Here is a 19,339-nt window from a genome sequence, read left to right as displayed (position 1 = left end):
AATGTATCGAAAACATGTCAGGAGAGTGATCATATGTATCCCATCCAAATTGTTTTTAGTGAAAACCCCATAGATCAGCGCCATCTCGGACAATCCGGCGGCACCATTTCGTTTACGGCGTGCGGCCATCCGGTATTCCACTTTGAAACACAAGAACAGTTTCAAACATACATGTTGTTAAAAGGAGAAGCTCCGTACAATGAAAACCGATAAAAGCTATCCTTTTCCTACGTATTCAGGGCTTTTGAATTCAGAACATTATGACAAAATAGGTCCGGCGCTATGGCTGTTTCTCTGGTTCATCAGCTCAACAACAAAAGAAATTGAAAAAGACGGCGTAAGCTGGGGAGCTGTGCTTGGCCATAAGCCGTTAAAAGCGAGAGAGATGGCAGCTGTATTTGGTGTCAGTGAAAAAACCGTCAGAAGATGGCTGGAGCTCCTCGAAATGCATGAGTACATAAAGGCTGTCCGCGCGCCGTACGGACTGGTGATTTCGGTAAAGCATTCCAAAAAATTCAGCTTCAGATCGGACAAAACTGTACACCGGGGTATAACGGAACGGACATTTTCGCCGCGGGCACCGGACACAGACGTCCGCTCAGATAAAGATAAAACAAACATAAATACTGCTGCTGATGATGCAGTGGATCATATTGCGAAGCGGTTTACACAATTACGGTCGGCTCAAGAAGGACGCACCGTGTATCCTTCCTCCAGAGATTATCAAGCCATCGCCCGTATTGTCGCCATCGGCGTTCCTGTGACGCAAACAATCAAATGGCTTGAGGAATGCTTTCAAGCATTTGAAAACCGGCGGACCGCCGCTTCAGAAACAATCAAGGCCTTTCGCTATTGCTCGAAATTCATTGAAGACCGATTTTTCGCGCAGCAGGCCAAAAAGAATGACGCAATTCAACACGAGAGGATGGAAAGACATGACAAAACGAACAATCGAGCAGATTTTGGACGAGCTGAGAAGAGGGAGACGTCCATTACTGGCGGACAAACCGGCCGAATCAGACGCAAGCCGCTATGATTGCCCGCAATGCAAGGATCAGGGAGGCTATCTCATCCGGCAGAACGATCTGGAAGTATGGACGATGTGCAGCTGCATGGCAGAACGAAAAGTGAAGCGGCTGCTCGGTGCTAGTGAGATTACCCCTGCCTTCAGACAGCTGGGCTTCAAAGAGTTCTGCATTGAGGGAAAGCCGCAGGCCATACAAGACGCGTTTGAATGCACAAAAGAGTATGTGGCGGATTATGAACAAATCAAGGAAAACCGGAAAAACAGCATCGCTCTTTTAGGACAGCCTGGATCAGGGAAGACACACCTTTTGACCGCTGCTGCCAATGATTTGATGAGAACACGACATGTGCCGGTCATTTATTTTCCGTATGTGGAGGGCTTTACCGATCTGAAAAATGACTTTGATCTTTTGGAAGCGAAGCTGTACCGGATGAAGCAGGCAGATGTGCTGTTCATCGATGACTTGTTTAAACCGGTTAACGGCAAACCCCGCGCCACAGATTGGCAGTTAGAGCAAATGTATTCGGTACTCAACTACCGCTACTTAAATCATAAACCGCTTTTGCTTTCGAGCGAGCTGACGATTGAAACACTTGTCCGGGTCGATGAAGCGCTCGGCACGAGAATCTACGAAATGTGCAGTGACTATTTAGTGATTATCAAAGGAGCTGCCTGCGAGCTGAACCATAGATTGGAGGGGATCAGATAATGTGCAAACTTTGTCAAACAAAAAAAGTCATTGTGGAGCATACCGAAATTGGAGCCGTTTTTCATCCATGTCCGAACTGCCGATCCGGCACTGATTTAACGCCGGTCATTCAAAAGCTGGAGGAAATGCTGACAGCGGGAAAAGCGAGGCTGAATGTCCATGATTAAAAAACTGACCGCTTTAATTGCTTTGCTGATTCGAGCGAAGCGAACGGAAAAAAACATTGAACAATGGTATCAGGATGACGGGAAGTGAAAGTGTTGGCAAAAACGAAACAGGCAGAGAAAAGCCCTGCACCGTGGCGTGCCGTCCCATGCGGGGATACGAAACCGATCTATATTTATTCAGCTTACAGCGAAGAAGAAAAAGAAAGGTTCCCCTATTCAAACGGGAGGCTGATTGCCGCTGTATTTGACCTCAGCTCATATTCGCAAAAAAACAATGCCGCTTTGATGGCGGCAGCACCTGAACTGCTGGAAGCGTCTAAAGCAGCTCTTGATTTTCTGAAAGGAAATTCTGTTCATTCAAAGGAGCGCATCATTCAGCTATTAGAAAAAGCCAAAACAAGCGCGGAAAAACCGCAAAAGGGAGGAAAAGAAACATGATCAATCCTAAAAAACTATTAAATATTGATTCCATCACGCTGGAGAGCCAGCTGGAGGACGGAAAAATCCGTGTGATTATTGTGGACGGCATCAAGCAAGAAGCATGGATCACAGAAGCGCCGGAGCATGGAAAAACGCTTGTCGAAACGAGAAAGGGAGACCTTGCCCGCGTGGAATTTGAAATCGGCTACAAATTAAATTAAAGCGAAAAAAGAATACGTCCAAGACGGAAAGCCTGCGGACACTGATCAACTTGCACAGCATTTGTGCGTTGATTGGTGTCCGTTTTTTTGTTCCAAAATAAGGAGGATCATAGAATGCAAGACTTACTATTTGAATATAAACGCACGCTAAAACAAACAAGAACACAATATAAACCGCTCGCAGAAGCAGATGAATCCATACTCTCAGCTGAAGAGCTGAAGGATAAAAAAATCATCAGAAACATGATTACTGATCTGGAATATGTAACAGAATGGCTTGAAAAAGGAAGACAGCCCGGCATCAGACGGGCGATTGACCGGCGTGATGCGTACCAGCGGCTGATGATCAAAGATCCGAGAATCATCGAATCATTTTCCAGCGCTATGATGTTTGAGCCGGACGGACAGGTATCAGAAGAAGACAGAGAGAGAATCCGAGAAGCGTTATCCCTGTTAACGGAAAGAGAAAAAGAAATGTTTTTGCTGCATAAGGTAGAATGCTTTTCTTACGAACGGATTGCTGATCTTCTCGGCGTGAAAAAATCGACGGTGCAAACGACCATTAAACGGGCGATCGTAAAGATGCAAAGACAGCAGGAAGAAATAAATCGATCGCTTGCCTGAAAGCTTGTCATACGTTTGCCACCTATAAGTGAATAGAGCATGACACATAAGCGGCTGGCAGAATCAGCCGCTTTTATGAATAGACATCCATGCTGGAGGTGGCGGTGATGCCGTAGCATGAAAACACAACAGCGCGAACAAGCATTAGCAATCTATCAACAATATCAAGGAAAGATCACAAATCTGGCGATTGCGGATACAATCGGTGTTTCCGCGAAAACAATCGGCATCTGGAAAAAACAAGACAAATGGAAAGAGGCCTTGTTTTCTGAAACCAGAAACGAACAAAAACAGCGCCGGATAGATAATGATGAATTAAATGAACGGCAGCGGCTGTTTTGCCTGTATTACGTCAAAAGCTTCAATGCCACACAGTCAGCAATCAAAGCGGGCTATTCTCCGGACAGCGCCCATGTGACGGGCAGCCGGCTGTTAAAGAATGAAAAGGTCGCTGCTGAAATCAGACGCGTTAAAAAAGAAATGGTCAATGAAATGTTTATTGAAGCGATGGACGTGCTGCAGGTTTACATTAAAATCGCGTTTGCGGATATTACCGACTATGTGACTTTCGGAAAAAAAGAGGTCCAGGCTGTCGGGAAATCGGGGCCGTTGTTTGATGAAGATGATAATCCGATTATGAAGGAAATCAGCTTTGTCGATGTCAAAGATTCCGGGCTTGTTGACGGCACCATTGTGACGGAAGCGAAGCTCGGCAAAGAAGGCATCGCCATCAAGCTGGCCGATAAAATGAAGGCGCTCGAAAAGCTGTCCTTATATTTTGATTTGTTTCCGGATCAATTTAAACAAAAAATTGAAAACGAGAAATTAAAACTTGCCAAACAAAAAGCAGAGAAAACAGATGACAGCCAAGCGCCGATTGAAATTATGATCAAACGAAAAGAGGGCAAGCCATGATTGTAAAAGAAATCAACCCTCATTTCGAAGATTACGTGTTCAATTGGGAGCAGACGTACCAATTTCTTGTCGGCGGCTACGGCTCATCCAAAAGCTATCATACCGCTTTGAAAATCGTGTTAAAGCTGCTGAAGGAAAAAAGGACGGCGCTTGTCATCCGTGAGGTGTTCGATACCCATCGGGATTCGACCTTCGCCTTATTTCAAGAGGTGATCGAAGAGCTCGGTCTCACAAAGGCTGTGGCATCCCTTTCTTCCCCGCTGCAGCTGCGGTTTCAAAACGGCAGCCGGATCATGTTCAAAGGGATGGATAATCCAGCTAAATTAAAATCAGTTCATAACATTTCATTAATATGGATTGAAGAGTGCTCAGAGGTGAAGTATGAAGGCTTTAAGGAATTAATCGGACGTCTTCGCCACCCTGACTTGAAGCTTCATATGATCTGCACCACCAATCCCGTCGGCACCTCCAATTGGACGTACCGGCATTTTTTTCGGGATGAACGCAATAAACGGTTTGTTCTGGATGACAGCGAACTTTACGAAAAGCGGACGATTGTGAAGGGAGATACGTATTATCATCATTCCACAGCAAACGACAACCTCTTTCTCCCGAAGAGCTATGTGAAACAGCTTGACGGACTCAAGGCGTATGATCCTGACCTGTACCGGATTGCCCGCAAAGGACGATTCGGCGTTAACGGGATCAGGGTGCTGCCGCAATTCGAGGTGCTCCCGCACGGCCAAGTAAAAGAACGCATCGCAGCTATCAGCAAGCCGATATTTCGGACAGGGATGGATTTTGGCTTCGAGGAATCCTACAATGCCGTCGTCCGGCTCGCTGTCGACCCTGAAAAAAAATATCTCTACATTTATTGGGAGTATTATCAAAACAAAATGACAGATGACCGGACGGCTGAGGCGCTGCGTGAGTTTATTGACACACAGGAGTTGATCAAAGCCGACTCCGCTGAGCCGAAAAGCATTCAATATTTCCGCCAGCAGGGTTTTCAGATGGTCGGAGCCAGAAAGTTTCCCGGCTCAAGGCTTCAATACACCAAAAAGGTGAAACGATTCAAAAAGATCTTCTGTTCGGACCGCTGTGAAAATGTCATCTATGAGCTGAAGACGCTGACGTATGCAAAAGACAAAAACGGCGCGCTGATAGAGGATGCATTCACAATTGACCCGCATACGCTGTCTGCCATTTGGTATGCGCTTGATGATTATGAAGTTGCTGATATGAAAGAGACAGCACACAAACGAATCCGGCCGAACCGGGAAAGGAGGAGGTCATAAATGATGCACAATCAAACCGTCAGAGCGACTGTATTCAAAGCCAATGCCGCCGCTCCTCAGACAAAACAAATCTATGAAGATGACTTTTCTGATTTGTATGGAGAGGATATTATCGCACCGCCCTACAACATCATCGAGCTTAAAACCATTGCTGAATACTCGACGATTCTTCAGCAATGCATTGATGCGTACAGGGTGAATATTACAGGTTTTGGCTTTGATGTTGAGTACACGTTTGATGTCAATGCGAATGACGTGGATCAGACGAAAAAGCAAAAAGCGGAAAAAGAATGGGCCAGACTCGAAGCCTTTTATAAATGTCTTCACTTTGACGAATCAGCCGAAATGATTTTAGGCTATGCCATTGAAGACAGAGAAAAAACAGGCAACGGGTTTATGGAAGTGCTCCGCGACGGAATGGGAAAACCAGCCGGCATCGAATATTTAGATGTGAAATATATGCGGGTATGCGGAGCCGGTGAGCCAGTCGAGGTCTCATTTGTATATGAAGAAAACGGGAAAATGAAAAGGATCAAAAGGCAAAAACGCTTCCGAAAATATGTGCAAATGATGAATGGAGAGAAAGTATTTTTCAAGGAATACGGCGATCCGCGAAAAATGGACATGCGAACGGGTGAATATGTAAACACATTGGCAGAGAAGCATCAAGCGAATGAAGCGATTCATCTCAAAATCGGAAGCGGCGTATACGGGGTGCCCCGCTGGGTCGGCAATATCGTCAACTTATACGGTGCGCGAAAAGCGGAAGAGCTCAATTTTATGTATTTTAAGCAGGGCCGTCACGTACCCGCTGCGATCACAGTGGAAAATGGGATGCTGTCAGAAGCTTCTTATCGTGAGCTGCAAGAGTATATGAATGATCTTGAAGGTGTGGAAAACGCCCATAAATTTCTCCTGATTGAAGCGGAGGGAATCGCGAAAGAGAAGGACCTGCACGGTGGCGAGGACATTACGCCGGTTTCCGTGGAAATCAAATCCTTGGCGGAAATTCTCCAAAACGACGCCTTGTTTCTTGAGTACGATGAAAAAAGCAGAAATAAGCTGCGCTCGGCGTTCCGCCTCCCGCCGCTTTATACAGGCGAGGCGCAGGAATACAACCGGGCGACAGCGGATACAGCTCGAAAAATCACGGAGGAACAGGTCTTTCAGCCGGAGCGGAAAACGCTCGTGAATAAGTTGAACACACTGCTTTTGCCAGAGCTGAATATTCATGACGTCAGGCTGACATTAAAAGGACCGGACTTTCGTGATCCGCTTGAGATTGCGAAAGTGCTCGGTCCTTTTATTACAGCGGGAGCCGTCTCGCCGAATGATTTACGCGACCTTGCCGGACGGGTGCTTGGCAAAACGCTGGAGGAGTGGCCTGAGGAAATGTATAAACGGCCTGCAGGACATGATGCGGAAAAGACAAACTTGACTGCACTCATGCAGGAACTGAAAGAAAGCATCGAAGAGATCAAAACGTCCTGAAGGGAGGTGAATCAAGCAGGTGGCGCGGGAATTAAAAAATGCCAAAATCAGCTTTGTCAGCTATGTGGACAAGGCGGCTAACCAGACAGAATTTTTCTTTACGAAGTCAGCCGGACCTCCGTCATTCGAAAAAAAGGTTCGGCTGTTCACAAAAAGTGAGCAGGATGAACAAAAGCTTGTGTACGGAATCGTGTATGAGCCAGATGTTCCTGACGCCCACGGCGATTTTATGACCGCCGAGGAAATTGAAAAAGCGGCGCACGGCTTTCTCGCGGAGGCACGGGAGATTGACATCAATCACAGTTTTGAGGGCGGAACCGGCGTCGTGGTCGAGTCATATGTGGCGCCCGATGATTTTATGATCGGGTCAAAGCAGATTACAAAGGGCTCGTGGGTGCTCGTGACGAGAGCGTCTGACGAGGTGTGGGAACAGATTAAGGCTGGAATCATCACCGGCTACAGCATGGCGGGCACTGCTGATGTGTATGAGGAAGAACCGGTTGAAAAAGCGGGATTCTTCAGCGTGTTCAAGCAGATGCTGGCTGACAAAACAGGAAAGGAGACTGAAGAAATGAGAAAAGAAGACATGAAAGAATCATTCGAGCATGCGCTTTACCCTTTGCTTAAACGGCTTGAACGGATTGAAAAAAACACAGACACGGAGGGAAATCCGGAGCAGACGGGTGATGACGAGCGCCTGAAAAAAGTCGTTGAAGAGATGCTCGCCCCGCTGATAGAACGAATCGAGGCTTTGGAAAAAGCGCGAGGCGCGTCTAAGCAGACAGCAGACGATGCGGGCGGCAATACAGAGCAAGTTAAAAAATCAATCTGGAGCGGACTGCTGTAAAACCAGTCAAAGAGGAGGAAATCAATTGAGAAATCAAGAGATCATTCGGAAAGCGGAAATGTCGCTTTCTGCTTTAAAAAGCGGCGGACTTATGAACCCTGCACAAGCATCGGCTTTTATCCGCATGGTGCAAAACACGCCGACCATTTTCAGTGAATCCCGTGTAATTCAAATGGAAAATGACTCGCAAAAGTTTGAGAAAATCGGCTTCGGCCAGCGAATTTTGCGGGCGGCTCAAGAAGGAAAAGCACTGTCAAACGACGAGCTGACTGTTCCAACGACTAGCACTGTCCAGCTGAACACGAAGGAAGTCATTGCGGAAATCAACATTACGTATGACACACTCGAAAACAATATTGAAAAAGACGGCCTGCAGCAGACGATCATGAAGATTTTAGCAGAGCGCGCGGCAGTAGATATTGAAGAGCTGATTGTAAACGGCGATACAGCATCAGCAGATCCGTATTTGGCACAGCTGGACGGCATTCGCAAACAAGCGGTGTCCCACATCGTTGATATGAACGGTGAAGAACTGTCCAGAGCGACATTCAAGAAAGGCTTAAAGGCTGTTCCGGCGAAATATTTGCGCATCCCTCAGGAATTCAGATTCTATACATCTCACGGCTTAGAAGTTGAATGGAAGGACCGCGTGGCAGACCGCCAGACAAACTTAGGGGACCAGGCTGTTCAGGGCGGCTTGTCAACTGCATTCGGCGTACCGGTTAAAGGGGTATCCAATATGCAGCCGTACACAGTCGGCGAGGGAGACGCGCAATATGACGCTTCCGATATCATTCTCACACATCCGAAAAATATCATTCTCGGCTTCTCCCGCAATATCCGAATTGAAGTCGACAAAGACATCCGCTCCCGTAAATTCATTATTGTCTTAACGGCCAAGCTGGACAGCAAGTTCGAGGAAGAGGATGCTTGCGCGAAATTAATTAACGTAAAAGAATAATAGAAACGGGGTGGCCAGCTCATGCTCATTGAACCGACTGACGTAGCCTCCTATTCGGTCTTTGATCGAGTGAAAAACAGGCCGGAAGAACTGCTGGCGCAGGATATTATCGAGGCGGAAGCGGAAGCGGCTCTCATTACGGGCCACCGCTTTGAAGACAGCGTTTATGACCCGCTGCCCGATAAAGCGAAATTGGCTTTGCTGAAGCTTGCCCAATATTTTGCGCTTGTAAACAGCGATGAATCAGCCTCATCAAGCTATCAGTCTGAAAAAATGGGGGATTATTCCTACACGGTTTCCGGAGACGGCGGCATTCAGCGGCCGGAGGTATATCATTTGCTCGAAGCGTTTATCGCGCCGGGCTACGTCCCTGAGTCCTCCAGACTGAAGGTGAGGTCTTTATGAGCTATCAGCACATGCTCATTCACCGCTGTGACATTTATCATGAAGCGGTGCAAGCGCCGTCTGCAAGCCGATTCGGGATTCCGGCGGATAAGCTTCAGCCATTGAGTTTGTATCCAGACTCACCCGATGAACAAGATGTCCCTTGCTATTTTACCGAAAAAACGCAGCAGCTGATCCAGGAAGAGCCGGATCAAACTGTATATCACAGCTTTCTCGTCCATTTTCCGTTGTCAGCGGACATCCGTGTGAATGATAAAATCATTTGGGAGAATCATCAATATATACTAAAGCTGCCGAAAAGGATCAGACATCATCATTGGGAAGTCATCGCGGTCAGGGATGAAAGCCTATGAAAATAGCGGGGCTGAAACAGCTAAACACATCATTAAAAAAAGCGGCATCAGGCGGCTTTTCACGTCAGGCGTCCCGCTGGCTTGAGGAGTGCGGGCAAGATTTTCTGGAGATCGTTCAATCTGAACTCATCAGCACACAAACGATTGATACAGAAAAACTGCTCAGCTCCTTCCAAAAAGGCGCGGAGGACAATCTATGGATTGCGCAAAGCGGAGGGCTTTCGCTTGAGGTGGGGACACAGCTTGATTACGCTTCATTTCTGAATGACGGCCATTGGACGTCAAAAGAAAATGTCAGATGGGTGCCAGGGCATTTCCAAGGCTCACGGTTTATTTACGATCCTACGGCTTCAACGGGAATGGCGCTCAAGAGAAAATGGATCCCGGGCACGAGCTACTGGGATCATGCGCTGCTTTTATATGAACAGCTGTTTGAAACATCGCTGGAAAGCAAATGGCGCCAGTGGCTGAAGAAGCTGTAAAGGAGGAGCAGGATGAACAGCGAAACAGGATCGATCATGGCATTTTTATACAGCAAGTGGTCTGTTCCCATATATGAACGCGAGCTGCCTGATCAGTTTCAGGTGCCGTCGTTATACGTCCCATCGCCATCTGTTTTCGAGGAAACTGATACGGTCTCCACATTTAAAAAAACCTACAGTCTCAATGTGAAGCTGTTTCATCATGACTCCGTTCAGGCGCTGGATGAAGCGGACAGGCTTGCGGATGCCATCAGAGAAGCGAGAAACATGGTTCCGCTACTCAATGAATCAGGTGAGAAGACGCGGGATATGGTTCGCGTTACCCGAATCGAGACTAGGGTGGGAGACAGGGGCGAGGCGGTCATGGTGATCAGGTGGAGCAGCCGATATTATTATCACAAAACAGAACAGCCTGTCTTACAGGATATCGACATGAACAGCGGGGTGAAATAAGCGGTGGCAAAGAACAAACAACAGAAGAAGGCTGTACATACGGAGAGCCGGGAAGCTCTTTTTGATACAGCGGATTTAATTAAGCACACGAAGGAGCTGTTTGGCGTTAAGCCGGATATCCTTCAGGGGGCTTTATTTGGCGTGGATCAAACACGTATGACGAAATCAGAAGCCAATCGATTGATTCAAACATTTCTAACCAAGGAGGTCATGTCATCATGAATGGCGGAACATTTACAACAGGCAAAGAAAAAGAACGTGCAGGCATTTATTTTAACTTTAAAACGACAGCACAGGAGCGGGTGTCACTCGGTGAGCGGGGGACAGTTGCACTTCCGGTTGCATCAAGCTGGGGTGAAGCGAAAACGTTCGTCTCCATTTCCAGTGTTGAGGATCTAAACAAAAAAGTGGGTCTCAGCATTGATGACCCATCCTTATTGCTTTTGCGTGAAGCAAAGAAAAATGCGCAAACGGTATTGATGTACCGTCTATCCGAAGGTGTCCGAGCGTCTGCTGATATTGCTGAAGGCGTCAAAGCGACAGCTTTATATGGCGGATCAAAAGGAAATGACATTATCATCCGCATTAACCCAAATGTGCTGGATGCTGCTTCTTTTGATGTGACAACGTATATGGATGAATCAGAGGTTGATAAACAAACCGTCAAAAAGGCTGAAGAATTAACAGCTAACGGCTATGTCACCTTTACCGGAACAGGCGACCTTTCTCAGACGATTCCGCTCACTGGTTCAGAAGGTGACACTGGAGCTGAGACACTGAATGCATCTGCGGGAATCCGTTTGTCCGGCGGTACGGATCAAACACCTGTCAACTCCGACTATACAGACTTTTTAGCCGCGGCTGAAACGGAGAGCTTTGATGTGATTGTGCTGCCTGTTGCTGAAGGGGATCAGCTGAAGGCGACGTTTGCTGCTTTCATTAAGCGCCTGCGCGACGGCCAAGGACAAAAAGTGCAAGGGGTCACAGCTAATTATGCCGGTGATTATGAAGGGATCATCAACGTAACAGAAGGTGTGCTGCTGGAAGATGGCACAGAAGTTACGCCTGACAAAGCAACGGCTTGGGTAGCTGGGGCAAGCGCAGGAGCTACCTTTAACCAATCACTGACATTTGTAGAGTACGAAGGTGCCGTTGATGTGTTACAACGCCTTGACCACGATGCGATTGTTGAACGTCTGGGCAAAGGCGAATTTTTATTCACATTCGACGCCCGCGATAAATCCGTCAGTGTAGAAAAAGACATTAACTCACTCGTTACGTTCACAGCCGAGAAAAACAAAAAGTTTGCGAAAAACAAAATCGTTCGTGTCCTTGATGCTGTGAATAATGATTTAACACGCGAGCTGAAGACCTTAATCAAATCAAGAAAAGGCAGCGGAAGCGATATCCCGGCGTCTGAAGACGGACTTCAGTATGTAAAAACGATGATCACGCAATACATGACAACTCTTCAGGATGCGGGCGGCATCACTGGCTTTGATTCTGATGAAGATATCACAATTTCAATGAATGAAGACCGTGACGGCTTCTTGATTGATCTGGCTGTACAGCCTGTCGACGCAGCAGAAAAATTCTACTTTAATGTGGAGGTAAACTAATATGGCATTAAAAGCGCAAAATACAATCTCAGGAAAAGAAGGCCGCTTATTTCTTGATGGCGAAGAAATGGCGCACATCAAAACATTTGAAGCAAACGTCGAGAAAAACAAGTCAGAAGTAAACATTATGGGCCGCCGCATGACAGGCCATAAAACAACAGGGGCAAATGGAACTGGAACAGCGACGTTCTATAAAGTCACATCAAAATTCGTGCTCCTGATGATGGACTATGTCAAAAAAGGCAACGATCCTTACTTCACACTCCAAGCTGTCCTGGATGATCAATCCTCCGGACGAGGCACAGAGCGAGTCACCCTGTACGACGTCAACTTCGACTCTGCCAAAATCGCAAGCCTTGATGTCGATTCAGAAGCATTAGAGGAAGAAGTTCCATTTACATTCGAAGACTTCGACGTGCCTGAAAAGCTTTCCGACACGTTTTAATCAAAGCTGAACCAGCCATACGCAGACCTTTCTCAGAAAGGTCTGTTTTTTACACGATGAAATCAATCAAAAGATAAGGGAGTTTTTTACATGAGCGAGAAGAACGAAAACGTATATGATCTTTCCTTTTTTATGCCGGGAAAAACAATTGAAGCTGAGGAAATCAAAGTGCCGATCTCAAAGCGTTTTGTTGATAAAAAAGGAAACATCGTGCCATTTGTTTTTAAAGCGATCACGACAGAGCGTATTGATGAACTTGAGAAAGAAACAACAACGTATAAAAATGTCAAAGGCAGAGGCCGTGTAAAAGATTTAGACAGCCAGCGCTTTTATGCCCGAATCGCAGTTGAATCAACCGTTTATCCGGACTTCCGTTCAAAAGATCTTCGAGAAGCATACAAAACGGCCGACCCGGTAGAAGTTGCGAAACGCGTCCTCTCAGTAGGAGGCGAATACGCAAACTGGTTAAACAAAGCGATTGAGATTAATGGTTTTGAAGATGAATTAGAGGATCTGGAAGAAGAAGCAAAAAACTAATAAAAGATGGGCATAAAGAAGCCGTGTATCTCTACTATGCGATGCACGAGCTTCATTATTCTCCATCAGATTTATTAGAACTGTATGAAGCGCCCCGAAACTTTAAGGCGCTGTTGTATGGGCTGATTGGCTATAAGCTTGAATTAATGGAAAAAGAATCGAGGAAAGGAGGTACATAATATCGCTAAATTGACAGCTCGTTTTGATCTGGAAGATAAAGTTTCTAAAAAGTTAAAACGAATTCATAAAGGGTTTCAAATGGTCGAAAAAAAGGTGAAAACCATTAATCGACAAATCAAAATCAGTATTAAGGCAGAAGACCAAGCCTTTTACAGATTGAGAAAGATCAATGACTATATTATTTTGAAATTCGCAAAATCACTTGAAGTTAAAGTGGTTCTTGATGATCAGGCTACTGCCGGCATTGATGTTATTGAGCATAAGCTGAAACGGCTCCCGAAAGAAAGAGACATTACTGTAAGTCTAATTGAACATGTAACAGATGCTTATAAAAAAATAAGAAAAATGTTGAGCGGAAATCAGTTTTCAGTCGGTCTTTTCGTCAATGATCAAATCACCCCAGCTACAAAACGAATATTGGGCTATTTACAAAAGAACCTTAAAAAAGGGTATTCAGTTAAATTAAAAGTGATTGATGAAATAACAAAAACTGTTAATCGAATTACAGCCCTTTTAAGAGATTTTGAAAAAACATATACAGTTAAAATTATAGCTAAAGAAAAATTAGCTGCTGATAAGATCAACGAGAAGAAACCTGAAGAAAAAAAGAATTGGTTTATGCAACTGTTAGAAGACTTCGGAACAGCTTTTAAAGATAAAGTGATAGATAAGATTCTTGATTGGTTATTTGAAAAAATTCCTGGGTTTAAAAAAAATGATAATGAAGCAAATACCCCAAACAATGCGCCTGGGAATACGCAGAGTAATGATAAAGTTGATAAACGCAACACCGGGCGGAGATGCTGTTGCTGCTGCTGTGGGTGCGGAGGTAATAGCTCTGGAAGAAAAGCCAACAAAAGATATAAAAAAAGAAAAAGCCCGACAAGTGCAAGGACTTCAGGACGAACACTGAGAGTTCCAGGCGAGGTATTACGAAGACGTCAGGGCGGTGCATCAAGAGAAAACACCACAAGCGGAAGAAATTCTGGTTCTAAGTTCAGAAACTGGCTCGGAAGCATGAGGTCCATTGCCACAGACTCATCAAAATGGGGGAAAGTTTTAACACCTTTAAAAGGTTTGGGTAAATTTGCTAAAGGTATACCTCTTTTGGGAACTGCATTAGCGGCAACCGATTTGCTGGGGATGAACAAAGATAATGCAGGTGAGAAAGTTGGTTCATTTGCGGGGAATCTTGGCGGAGCTGCGGCAGGAGGAGCCGCGGGAGCAGCCATTGGTTCTGTTGTCCCTATTGTCGGTACTGCTGTCGGCGGAGTTGTCGGTAGTATCGCTGGCGGTATCGGAGGTTCTGATTTAGGATCCACTATTGGCAAATGGTTTGATGATGGCGGCGCTTCTAAAGCTTGGGATGGAATTGTTGATGGTGCGAAAAATGCTGTCGATTGGATCAGCGATACTTGGTCTGATTTTTCGGGTTGGTTTATGGATAATGTCTGGACCCCTGTTAGTGATTGGGCCGGAGATAAGATTGATAAGATCACCGAAAAATTCGAGGATGCTAAGAAATGGCTGACTGATACATGGAATGACGTATCATCCTGGTTTGTGGATAACGTCTGGACCCCTATTTATAACACAGCTGTACCAATTATTAATTTAGTAGTAGGTGCCTTTTTATTTGCCTGGGATGGTATCAAGGCTCTCTGGAAGATTGTTTCAACTTGGTTCATGGATAATGTCTGGAATCCGTTAGTTGACGGTGTCACTGATGCTGCTGATTGGATTTGGGCAAAAATAAATGACGCCTGGACTTGGATATCAGATACATGGTCTACTGTCTCAACGTGGTTTATGGACAACGTTTGGAATCCAATTAGTAATGCTGTTGCAACTGTGGCTGGCTGGATACAGGATCATATAGATTATGCGCGTATCTGGATCCAATTAAAATGGCTTCAGGTGGCAACTTGGTTTTATGACAACGTCTGGAACCCAATCAGTACAGCAGTTAGTAACGTAGCAAATTGGATTTGGACGAAGATCAACGAAGCATGGACTTTTATTTCAGAATTATGGTCTACGGTTTCAACTTGGTTCATGGAAAATGTGTGGACACCGGTAAGTGATGCTGTCACTAATGCGGCAAATTGGATTTGGACAAAGCTTAACGAAGCATGGACGTGGATATCTGACAAATGGAGTGCAGTTTCGACATGGTTCAGTGAAAATGTTTGGAATCCAATTGTCTCAAAAGTGGAAGATGCCAAAAAATCCATTTCAGAAAAATTTGAGTCAGCTATAACAGCAGTTAAAGACGCTTGGAAAAATATTGAGGATTGGTTCAGTGAAAATGTTGGTGATCCGTTAAGTGACATAGCTGACGGAATTAAGGAGAAATTTCAAGATACTTTTGCGTGGGTCATTAAACTCCAAGAGTTGGCCGGCGCTGGAGGACGGTTCATAAATAACCTTATCGGTAGAGGTGAGGATGCAACTGGTCTGTATCAAAAGAAATCCGGTAAATCCTCATCCGGTAAAAATTCTAGCGGTGGCGGAGGAATTGATGGTCTTGTTCAGTCTCAGTCATCAGCGCCAACAAGTATTTTTCCTAAACAAAAAAGCGTTCTCGAAAGGAATGCGACGGGCGGCTATATTACGAAACCAACTATTTCTTGGATTGGTGAAGCAGGTAAGGAGTTTGTGATCCCTATTGATAACAACAAAGGCCGTGGTAAAATGCTTCTTTCTCAGGCCGCTTCTAAACTAGGAATGAGCGTTGTTGATGACATGGCTTCTGCTTCATCAGCAGGTGGAGAAACTGCTGTTTCTCCATTAGCCGGCGGATCAACAATTTCCGCTACAGTATCTCCTACCGTTGACACCTCGAGCCTTAATGGACAGGCTGCTTCTTTTGGTCAACAGTTCACGCAGGGCTTCGATCAAGGTATTGGCGATAATGTCGTTTCAATGGACGTTTGGAAACAGAAAAACGTTGGCCAGCCTATGAAAAATTTGATCTCCTACTCTCCGAATTACGGAAAGCAAGTGGTCAATGGTTATGCTAACGGCCAGAACAGTACAGCAAGCGGAACAGATGGCTTTCTGCAGACGAAAGTCAAAACACCATTCCAGAACACCGTAAATAAATCCTCTTCATGGGGAACCGGTACGATCAAAGGCTTTGCTTCCGGACAAAATAGTTCCCAGACCGGTACTGATCAGTATGTAAATACTCATGTGAATAAGCCGTTTTTGAAGTCTAAAGAATCATCAAACGGCTGGGGAACCGGAATGATCGGGAATTTTGTTTCAGGTATGAGTTCAAAGGCAAGTGACGTTCATGAAGCTGCCAAAGAACTGGCTAAAAAAGTTGAGAAGGCATTTCGCGAAGAGCTGGATATCCATTCACCTTCCCGCGTCATGATGAGTTTGGGGCGTTTTGCTTCAATTGGTGTTGTCAAAGGCCTTGGCTCAGTAGATGTAAAAAAATATGCTGAAAAACAAGCTGGATCACTGGCTGCTGCTTATTCAGGAATGGGTGCGATGAGCGGGAATGTGAAACAGTGGATTATGGCGGCTCTCATGGCCACAAAGACACCGATGAGCTGGCTTCCTGGACTCATGACAATTGCCCAGAATGAGTCAGGCGGCAACCCGAACGCAATCAATCTATGGGACAGCAACGCAAAAGCGGGGCACCCGTCACAAGGGCTCATGCAAACAATACCGAGCACCTTTAACGATCATAAAGCACCGGGCATGGGTAACATTAAAAACCCGATTCACAATGCAGCTGCGGCGATCGGCTACATTAAAAGCAGGTATGGGTCAATCAATAACGTGCCAGGCATAAAAAGCTTGAATCATGGCGGTCCGTATGTCGGTTATGCAAACGGCGGACTGATTACAAAAGAGCAAATCGCCCGTGTCGGTGAAGGAAACAAGCGGGAATGGATCATTCCGGAGGAGCGGGGCATCCGCGGCCGCTACCTCCTTCAGAAAGCGGCGCAAGCTCTGGGTATGGAAGTGACAGATCCGTCTCAATCCCAGCGGTCTGAACTTTCTTCAGGACAAGTTTCAGCTGTAACTTCATCTAGCCGGCCAACCGCAGCGGTTTCCGGATCAAAAGAGATTTATATTCAATTTAACGGTGACCAGCACTTCCATAATGGACAAGACGCCGAAACCCTTGCAGCGAAAATCAAGCAGGCGCTTACAGACGAACTGCAAAAAGATATCAATATTGGAACGAAGGGAGTCGTTGCATTTGACTAAATCCGTATATGAATTTTGGATTTCACAAGGGAAGGATAAGCTGCGGCTCCCTGTTCTTCCCGACCAGCTAAATATTTCAAATGCGGTTCAGAATGATACGGTTAAAGTAGCAAAGTTCGGTGACCTTACATTTATTGACGAACAGGGAGCGAAAGACATTTCGTTCTCTTCGTTTTTTCCGAAGAAATACAGCCCAATAGCTGAATATCAAAACTTCCCGTCGCCGGAAAACGCGATAACAAAAATTGAAAAATGGATGAAGGCCAAAAAACCGGTCCAGTTTTTGATTACGGGAACTAAAGTGAATTTGACCTGCAGTATTGAAGGTTTTTCCTATAGCGAAGGCCAGCAGGATATCGGAGATCGTTCGTTTGATATTCAATTAAAAGAATACAAAACCGCTTCCCCCCGAAAAATCAAACAGAAGAAAAAAACAAAGGCAAAACGCCCGTCGAAGGCGTCTCCAAAAACCTACACCGTGAAAAAGGGAGATACGCTGTGGGACATTGCCGGCAGGTTTTACGGGAACAGCACGCAATGGCGCAAAATTTGGAACGCTAATAAAACAGCAATGATCAAACGGAGCAAACGGAACATCAGGCAGCCGGGGCACTGGATTTTTCCCGGCCAAAAATTAAAGATACCGCAATGAAACAGGTGATGTGTGATGATAGAACTGTTTGTCATTAAAGACACAGAGTGGCTTGAGCTAGTGGCAGAAAGCGTATCGCTGGAAGGCCACCGTTATCAGGCGCCTCGCTCTATAGAAGCGACCATCGTCATCAAACAGGGCGACCAGACGTATTACAGCGTTACTGAGGGTGATACGGTCTTGTTTAAGTGGAAGGGAAAAGAGCTTTTTCGCGGCATTGTTTTTGCAAGAACACCGGACGAGCATACGCTTGCCTTCAGTGCGTATGATATGCTCCAATACCTAGTCAAAAACCAAGATGTGTACGTGTTTTCCAATCAGCGGGCCGACCAGATGATCAGGCGGATCGCCAATGATTTTCAAATACCGACAACCTCGATTGCGAACACAGGCCATACGATCAAAAGCCTTGTCATAAAAAATGATACGACCTTATATGACATCATCTTAAAAGCGTTGAAACAGACGAAAAGCCAGACAGGGCGACATTATCAGCTGTATTCAGAAAAAGGAAAGCTCGGTCTGCGCGCTTGGCCAGATCCGTCAGAGGTATGGGTGTTGGAAACAGGCGTCAATATCACGGGTTACCAATACAGCACTTCCATAAACGACACTGCAACACGGGTTGTGCTCCGCCGGCAGAAGGACAAGAAGGCGTATAAAGCGTCTGCCAAGGACAGTTCAGGTGTAAACAAATACGGCGTGCTTCAGTATACGGAGACGGTCACAGATGATATCAACCAAGCTCAGCTTCAGCAGCGGGCAGATGTGCGCCTTGCTGAAAAAAAGGGCGTCAAAAAAGAACTGAAAAATATTCAGGCTGTCGGCATGCCAGAAGTGCAGAGCGGCTTGCCTGTCTATATATCCATTCCGGAGGCCGGGATCAAGAAAACCTACTGGGTAGATACGGACCGGCACGAGTTTAAAGGGACGAAACATACGATGACCATAGATGTTGTCGAAAAGAACACCATGCCGGAAGGAGTTTCCTGATGAGATTGAGTGAGGCGATTAAACATTTGGCCGTCGGCGCAGTTGACGCTGAGTCTCCGGTGGAGCTGCTCCCGGCTGAGGTGGTTTCGGTTTCTCCTGTTGAAATCAAATTAAAAGAAAACAGCAAACTGATCATACCGGCAGACGCCCTCATCATCCCAAAACGGATGAAGTCCGGAGGAGACGATGCACTCGAGCCGGGGGATCGCGTCATGACCGCGGCTCTGACTGGCGGTCAATCGTTTTTTATTTTAGATAAAGTATAGACAAACCGCTTCAGCACGAAGGGGTTTTTTATTTAGCTTGT

The 19,339-nt window shown here is 45.8% G+C and carries 25 protein-coding genes; all 25 read left to right on the top strand.

Going from position 1 to position 19,339, the window contains the following annotated elements:
* Positions 1–33: 33 nt before the first annotated feature.
* A complete protein-coding gene (locus tag ACMX2I_RS15075) occupies positions 34–213 on the top strand; it encodes a hypothetical protein (protein ID WP_394714687.1) in 180 nt (59 codons plus the stop codon).
* A complete protein-coding gene (locus ACMX2I_RS15070; protein WP_414957354.1) occupies positions 200–1,036 on the top strand; it encodes a phage portal protein in 837 nt (278 codons plus the stop codon). Before ACMX2I_RS15075 ends, ACMX2I_RS15070 begins: the two co-directional genes overlap by 14 nt.
* Positions 936–1,736 carry an ATP-binding protein gene (locus tag ACMX2I_RS15065; protein ID WP_414957353.1) on the top strand — a complete coding sequence of 267 codons (801 nt, stop codon included), beginning with the start codon at positions 936–938 and terminating at the stop codon, positions 1,734–1,736. Before ACMX2I_RS15070 ends, ACMX2I_RS15065 begins: the two co-directional genes overlap by 101 nt.
* Positions 1,736–1,903: a hypothetical protein gene (locus ACMX2I_RS15060; protein ID WP_087990884.1), complete on the top strand. Its 168-nt coding sequence runs from the start codon at positions 1,736–1,738 to the stop codon at positions 1,901–1,903. Before ACMX2I_RS15065 ends, ACMX2I_RS15060 begins: the two co-directional genes overlap by 1 nt.
* Before the next feature lie 84 nt (positions 1,904–1,987).
* Positions 1,988–2,341: a phage portal protein gene (locus ACMX2I_RS15055; RefSeq protein ID WP_087990885.1), complete on the top strand. Its 354-nt coding sequence runs from the start codon at positions 1,988–1,990 to the stop codon at positions 2,339–2,341.
* On the top strand, positions 2,338–2,544 hold the full coding sequence (xtrA, locus tag ACMX2I_RS15050; protein WP_003220566.1) for a phage-like element PBSX protein XtrA: 207 nt from the start codon (positions 2,338–2,340) through the stop codon (positions 2,542–2,544). Before ACMX2I_RS15055 ends, xtrA begins: the two co-directional genes overlap by 4 nt.
* A 114-nt stretch (positions 2,545–2,658) precedes the next feature.
* A complete protein-coding gene (locus ACMX2I_RS15045) occupies positions 2,659–3,168 on the top strand; it encodes a sigma-70 family RNA polymerase sigma factor (RefSeq protein ID WP_414957352.1) in 510 nt (169 codons plus the stop codon).
* A 117-nt stretch (positions 3,169–3,285) separates the two neighbouring features.
* Positions 3,286–4,083, top strand: coding sequence for a phage terminase small subunit (gene xtmA / locus ACMX2I_RS15040; protein ID WP_414957351.1), 798 nt, complete (start codon positions 3,286–3,288; stop codon positions 4,081–4,083).
* Positions 4,080–5,381, top strand: coding sequence for a PBSX family phage terminase large subunit (locus ACMX2I_RS15035; RefSeq protein WP_414957350.1), 1,302 nt, complete (start codon positions 4,080–4,082; stop codon positions 5,379–5,381). Before xtmA ends, ACMX2I_RS15035 begins: the two co-directional genes overlap by 4 nt.
* Positions 5,382–5,384: 3 nt before the next feature.
* Positions 5,385–6,872: a phage portal protein gene (locus ACMX2I_RS15030; protein WP_414958341.1), complete on the top strand. Its 1,488-nt coding sequence runs from the start codon at positions 5,385–5,387 to the stop codon at positions 6,870–6,872.
* 19 nt (positions 6,873–6,891) lie between these two features.
* Positions 6,892–7,719: an XkdF-like putative serine protease domain-containing protein gene (locus tag ACMX2I_RS15025; RefSeq protein WP_414957349.1), complete on the top strand. Its 828-nt coding sequence runs from the start codon at positions 6,892–6,894 to the stop codon at positions 7,717–7,719.
* 25 nt (positions 7,720–7,744) lie between these two features.
* On the top strand, positions 7,745–8,680 hold the full coding sequence (locus ACMX2I_RS15020) for a phage major capsid protein (RefSeq protein WP_087990890.1): 936 nt from the start codon (positions 7,745–7,747) through the stop codon (positions 8,678–8,680).
* A gap of 21 nt (positions 8,681–8,701) precedes the next feature.
* Positions 8,702–9,085, top strand: coding sequence for a DUF3199 family protein (locus ACMX2I_RS15015; RefSeq protein WP_394714694.1), 384 nt, complete (start codon positions 8,702–8,704; stop codon positions 9,083–9,085).
* Positions 9,082–9,438 (top strand): DUF3599 family protein, encoded by a 357-nt coding sequence (locus tag ACMX2I_RS15010; RefSeq protein ID WP_414957348.1) that lies wholly within the window; start codon positions 9,082–9,084, stop codon positions 9,436–9,438. Before ACMX2I_RS15015 ends, ACMX2I_RS15010 begins: the two co-directional genes overlap by 4 nt.
* Complete coding sequence (locus tag ACMX2I_RS15005; protein ID WP_414957347.1) at positions 9,435–9,920, top strand: HK97 gp10 family phage protein; 486 nt, start codon at positions 9,435–9,437, stop codon at positions 9,918–9,920. The genes ACMX2I_RS15010 and ACMX2I_RS15005 overlap by 4 nt, the downstream gene beginning before the upstream one ends.
* 12 nt (positions 9,921–9,932) lie before the next feature.
* A complete protein-coding gene (locus ACMX2I_RS15000) occupies positions 9,933–10,373 on the top strand; it encodes a DUF6838 family protein (protein WP_414957346.1) in 441 nt (146 codons plus the stop codon).
* Between the two features lie 3 nt (positions 10,374–10,376).
* Positions 10,377–10,595 carry a hypothetical protein gene (locus ACMX2I_RS14995; protein WP_414957345.1) on the top strand — a complete coding sequence of 73 codons (219 nt, stop codon included), beginning with the start codon at positions 10,377–10,379 and terminating at the stop codon, positions 10,593–10,595.
* Positions 10,592–11,992 carry a phage tail sheath family protein gene (locus tag ACMX2I_RS14990; protein ID WP_394714699.1) on the top strand — a complete coding sequence of 467 codons (1,401 nt, stop codon included), beginning with the start codon at positions 10,592–10,594 and terminating at the stop codon, positions 11,990–11,992. Before ACMX2I_RS14995 ends, ACMX2I_RS14990 begins: the two co-directional genes overlap by 4 nt.
* Position 11,993: 1 nt before the next feature.
* Positions 11,994–12,437, top strand: coding sequence for a phage tail tube protein (locus tag ACMX2I_RS14985; protein WP_087990896.1), 444 nt, complete (start codon positions 11,994–11,996; stop codon positions 12,435–12,437).
* Positions 12,438–12,527: 90 nt separating this feature from the next.
* Positions 12,528–12,974, top strand: coding sequence for a phage tail assembly chaperone (locus ACMX2I_RS14980; protein ID WP_010330418.1), 447 nt, complete (start codon positions 12,528–12,530; stop codon positions 12,972–12,974).
* Positions 12,975–13,015: 41 nt separating this feature from the next.
* Positions 13,016–13,153 (top strand): hypothetical protein, encoded by a 138-nt coding sequence (locus ACMX2I_RS14975; protein WP_072566146.1) that lies wholly within the window; start codon positions 13,016–13,018, stop codon positions 13,151–13,153.
* A 1-nt stretch (position 13,154) separates the two neighbouring features.
* Positions 13,155–17,387: a transglycosylase SLT domain-containing protein gene (locus ACMX2I_RS14970; RefSeq protein WP_414958340.1), complete on the top strand. Its 4,233-nt coding sequence runs from the start codon at positions 13,155–13,157 to the stop codon at positions 17,385–17,387.
* A complete protein-coding gene (locus ACMX2I_RS14965; RefSeq protein WP_087990897.1) occupies positions 17,380–18,039 on the top strand; it encodes a LysM peptidoglycan-binding domain-containing protein in 660 nt (219 codons plus the stop codon). The genes ACMX2I_RS14970 and ACMX2I_RS14965 overlap by 8 nt, the downstream gene beginning before the upstream one ends.
* A gap of 15 nt (positions 18,040–18,054) precedes the next feature.
* Positions 18,055–19,032 carry a phage portal protein gene (locus ACMX2I_RS14960; protein WP_414957344.1) on the top strand — a complete coding sequence of 326 codons (978 nt, stop codon included), beginning with the start codon at positions 18,055–18,057 and terminating at the stop codon, positions 19,030–19,032.
* Positions 19,032–19,298, top strand: coding sequence for a DUF2577 family protein (locus ACMX2I_RS14955; protein ID WP_087990899.1), 267 nt, complete (start codon positions 19,032–19,034; stop codon positions 19,296–19,298). Before ACMX2I_RS14960 ends, ACMX2I_RS14955 begins: the two co-directional genes overlap by 1 nt.
* Positions 19,299–19,339 lie beyond the last annotated feature (41 nt).

The organism is Bacillus sp. SW14 (assembly GCF_047608225.1).
In the GTDB taxonomy this organism is placed as follows: Bacteria; Bacillota; Bacilli; order Bacillales; family Bacillaceae; genus Bacillus; species Bacillus subtilis_G.
Note: the sequence above shows the minus strand (reverse complement) of the source record. Positions and strands in the feature narration are given on the sequence as shown.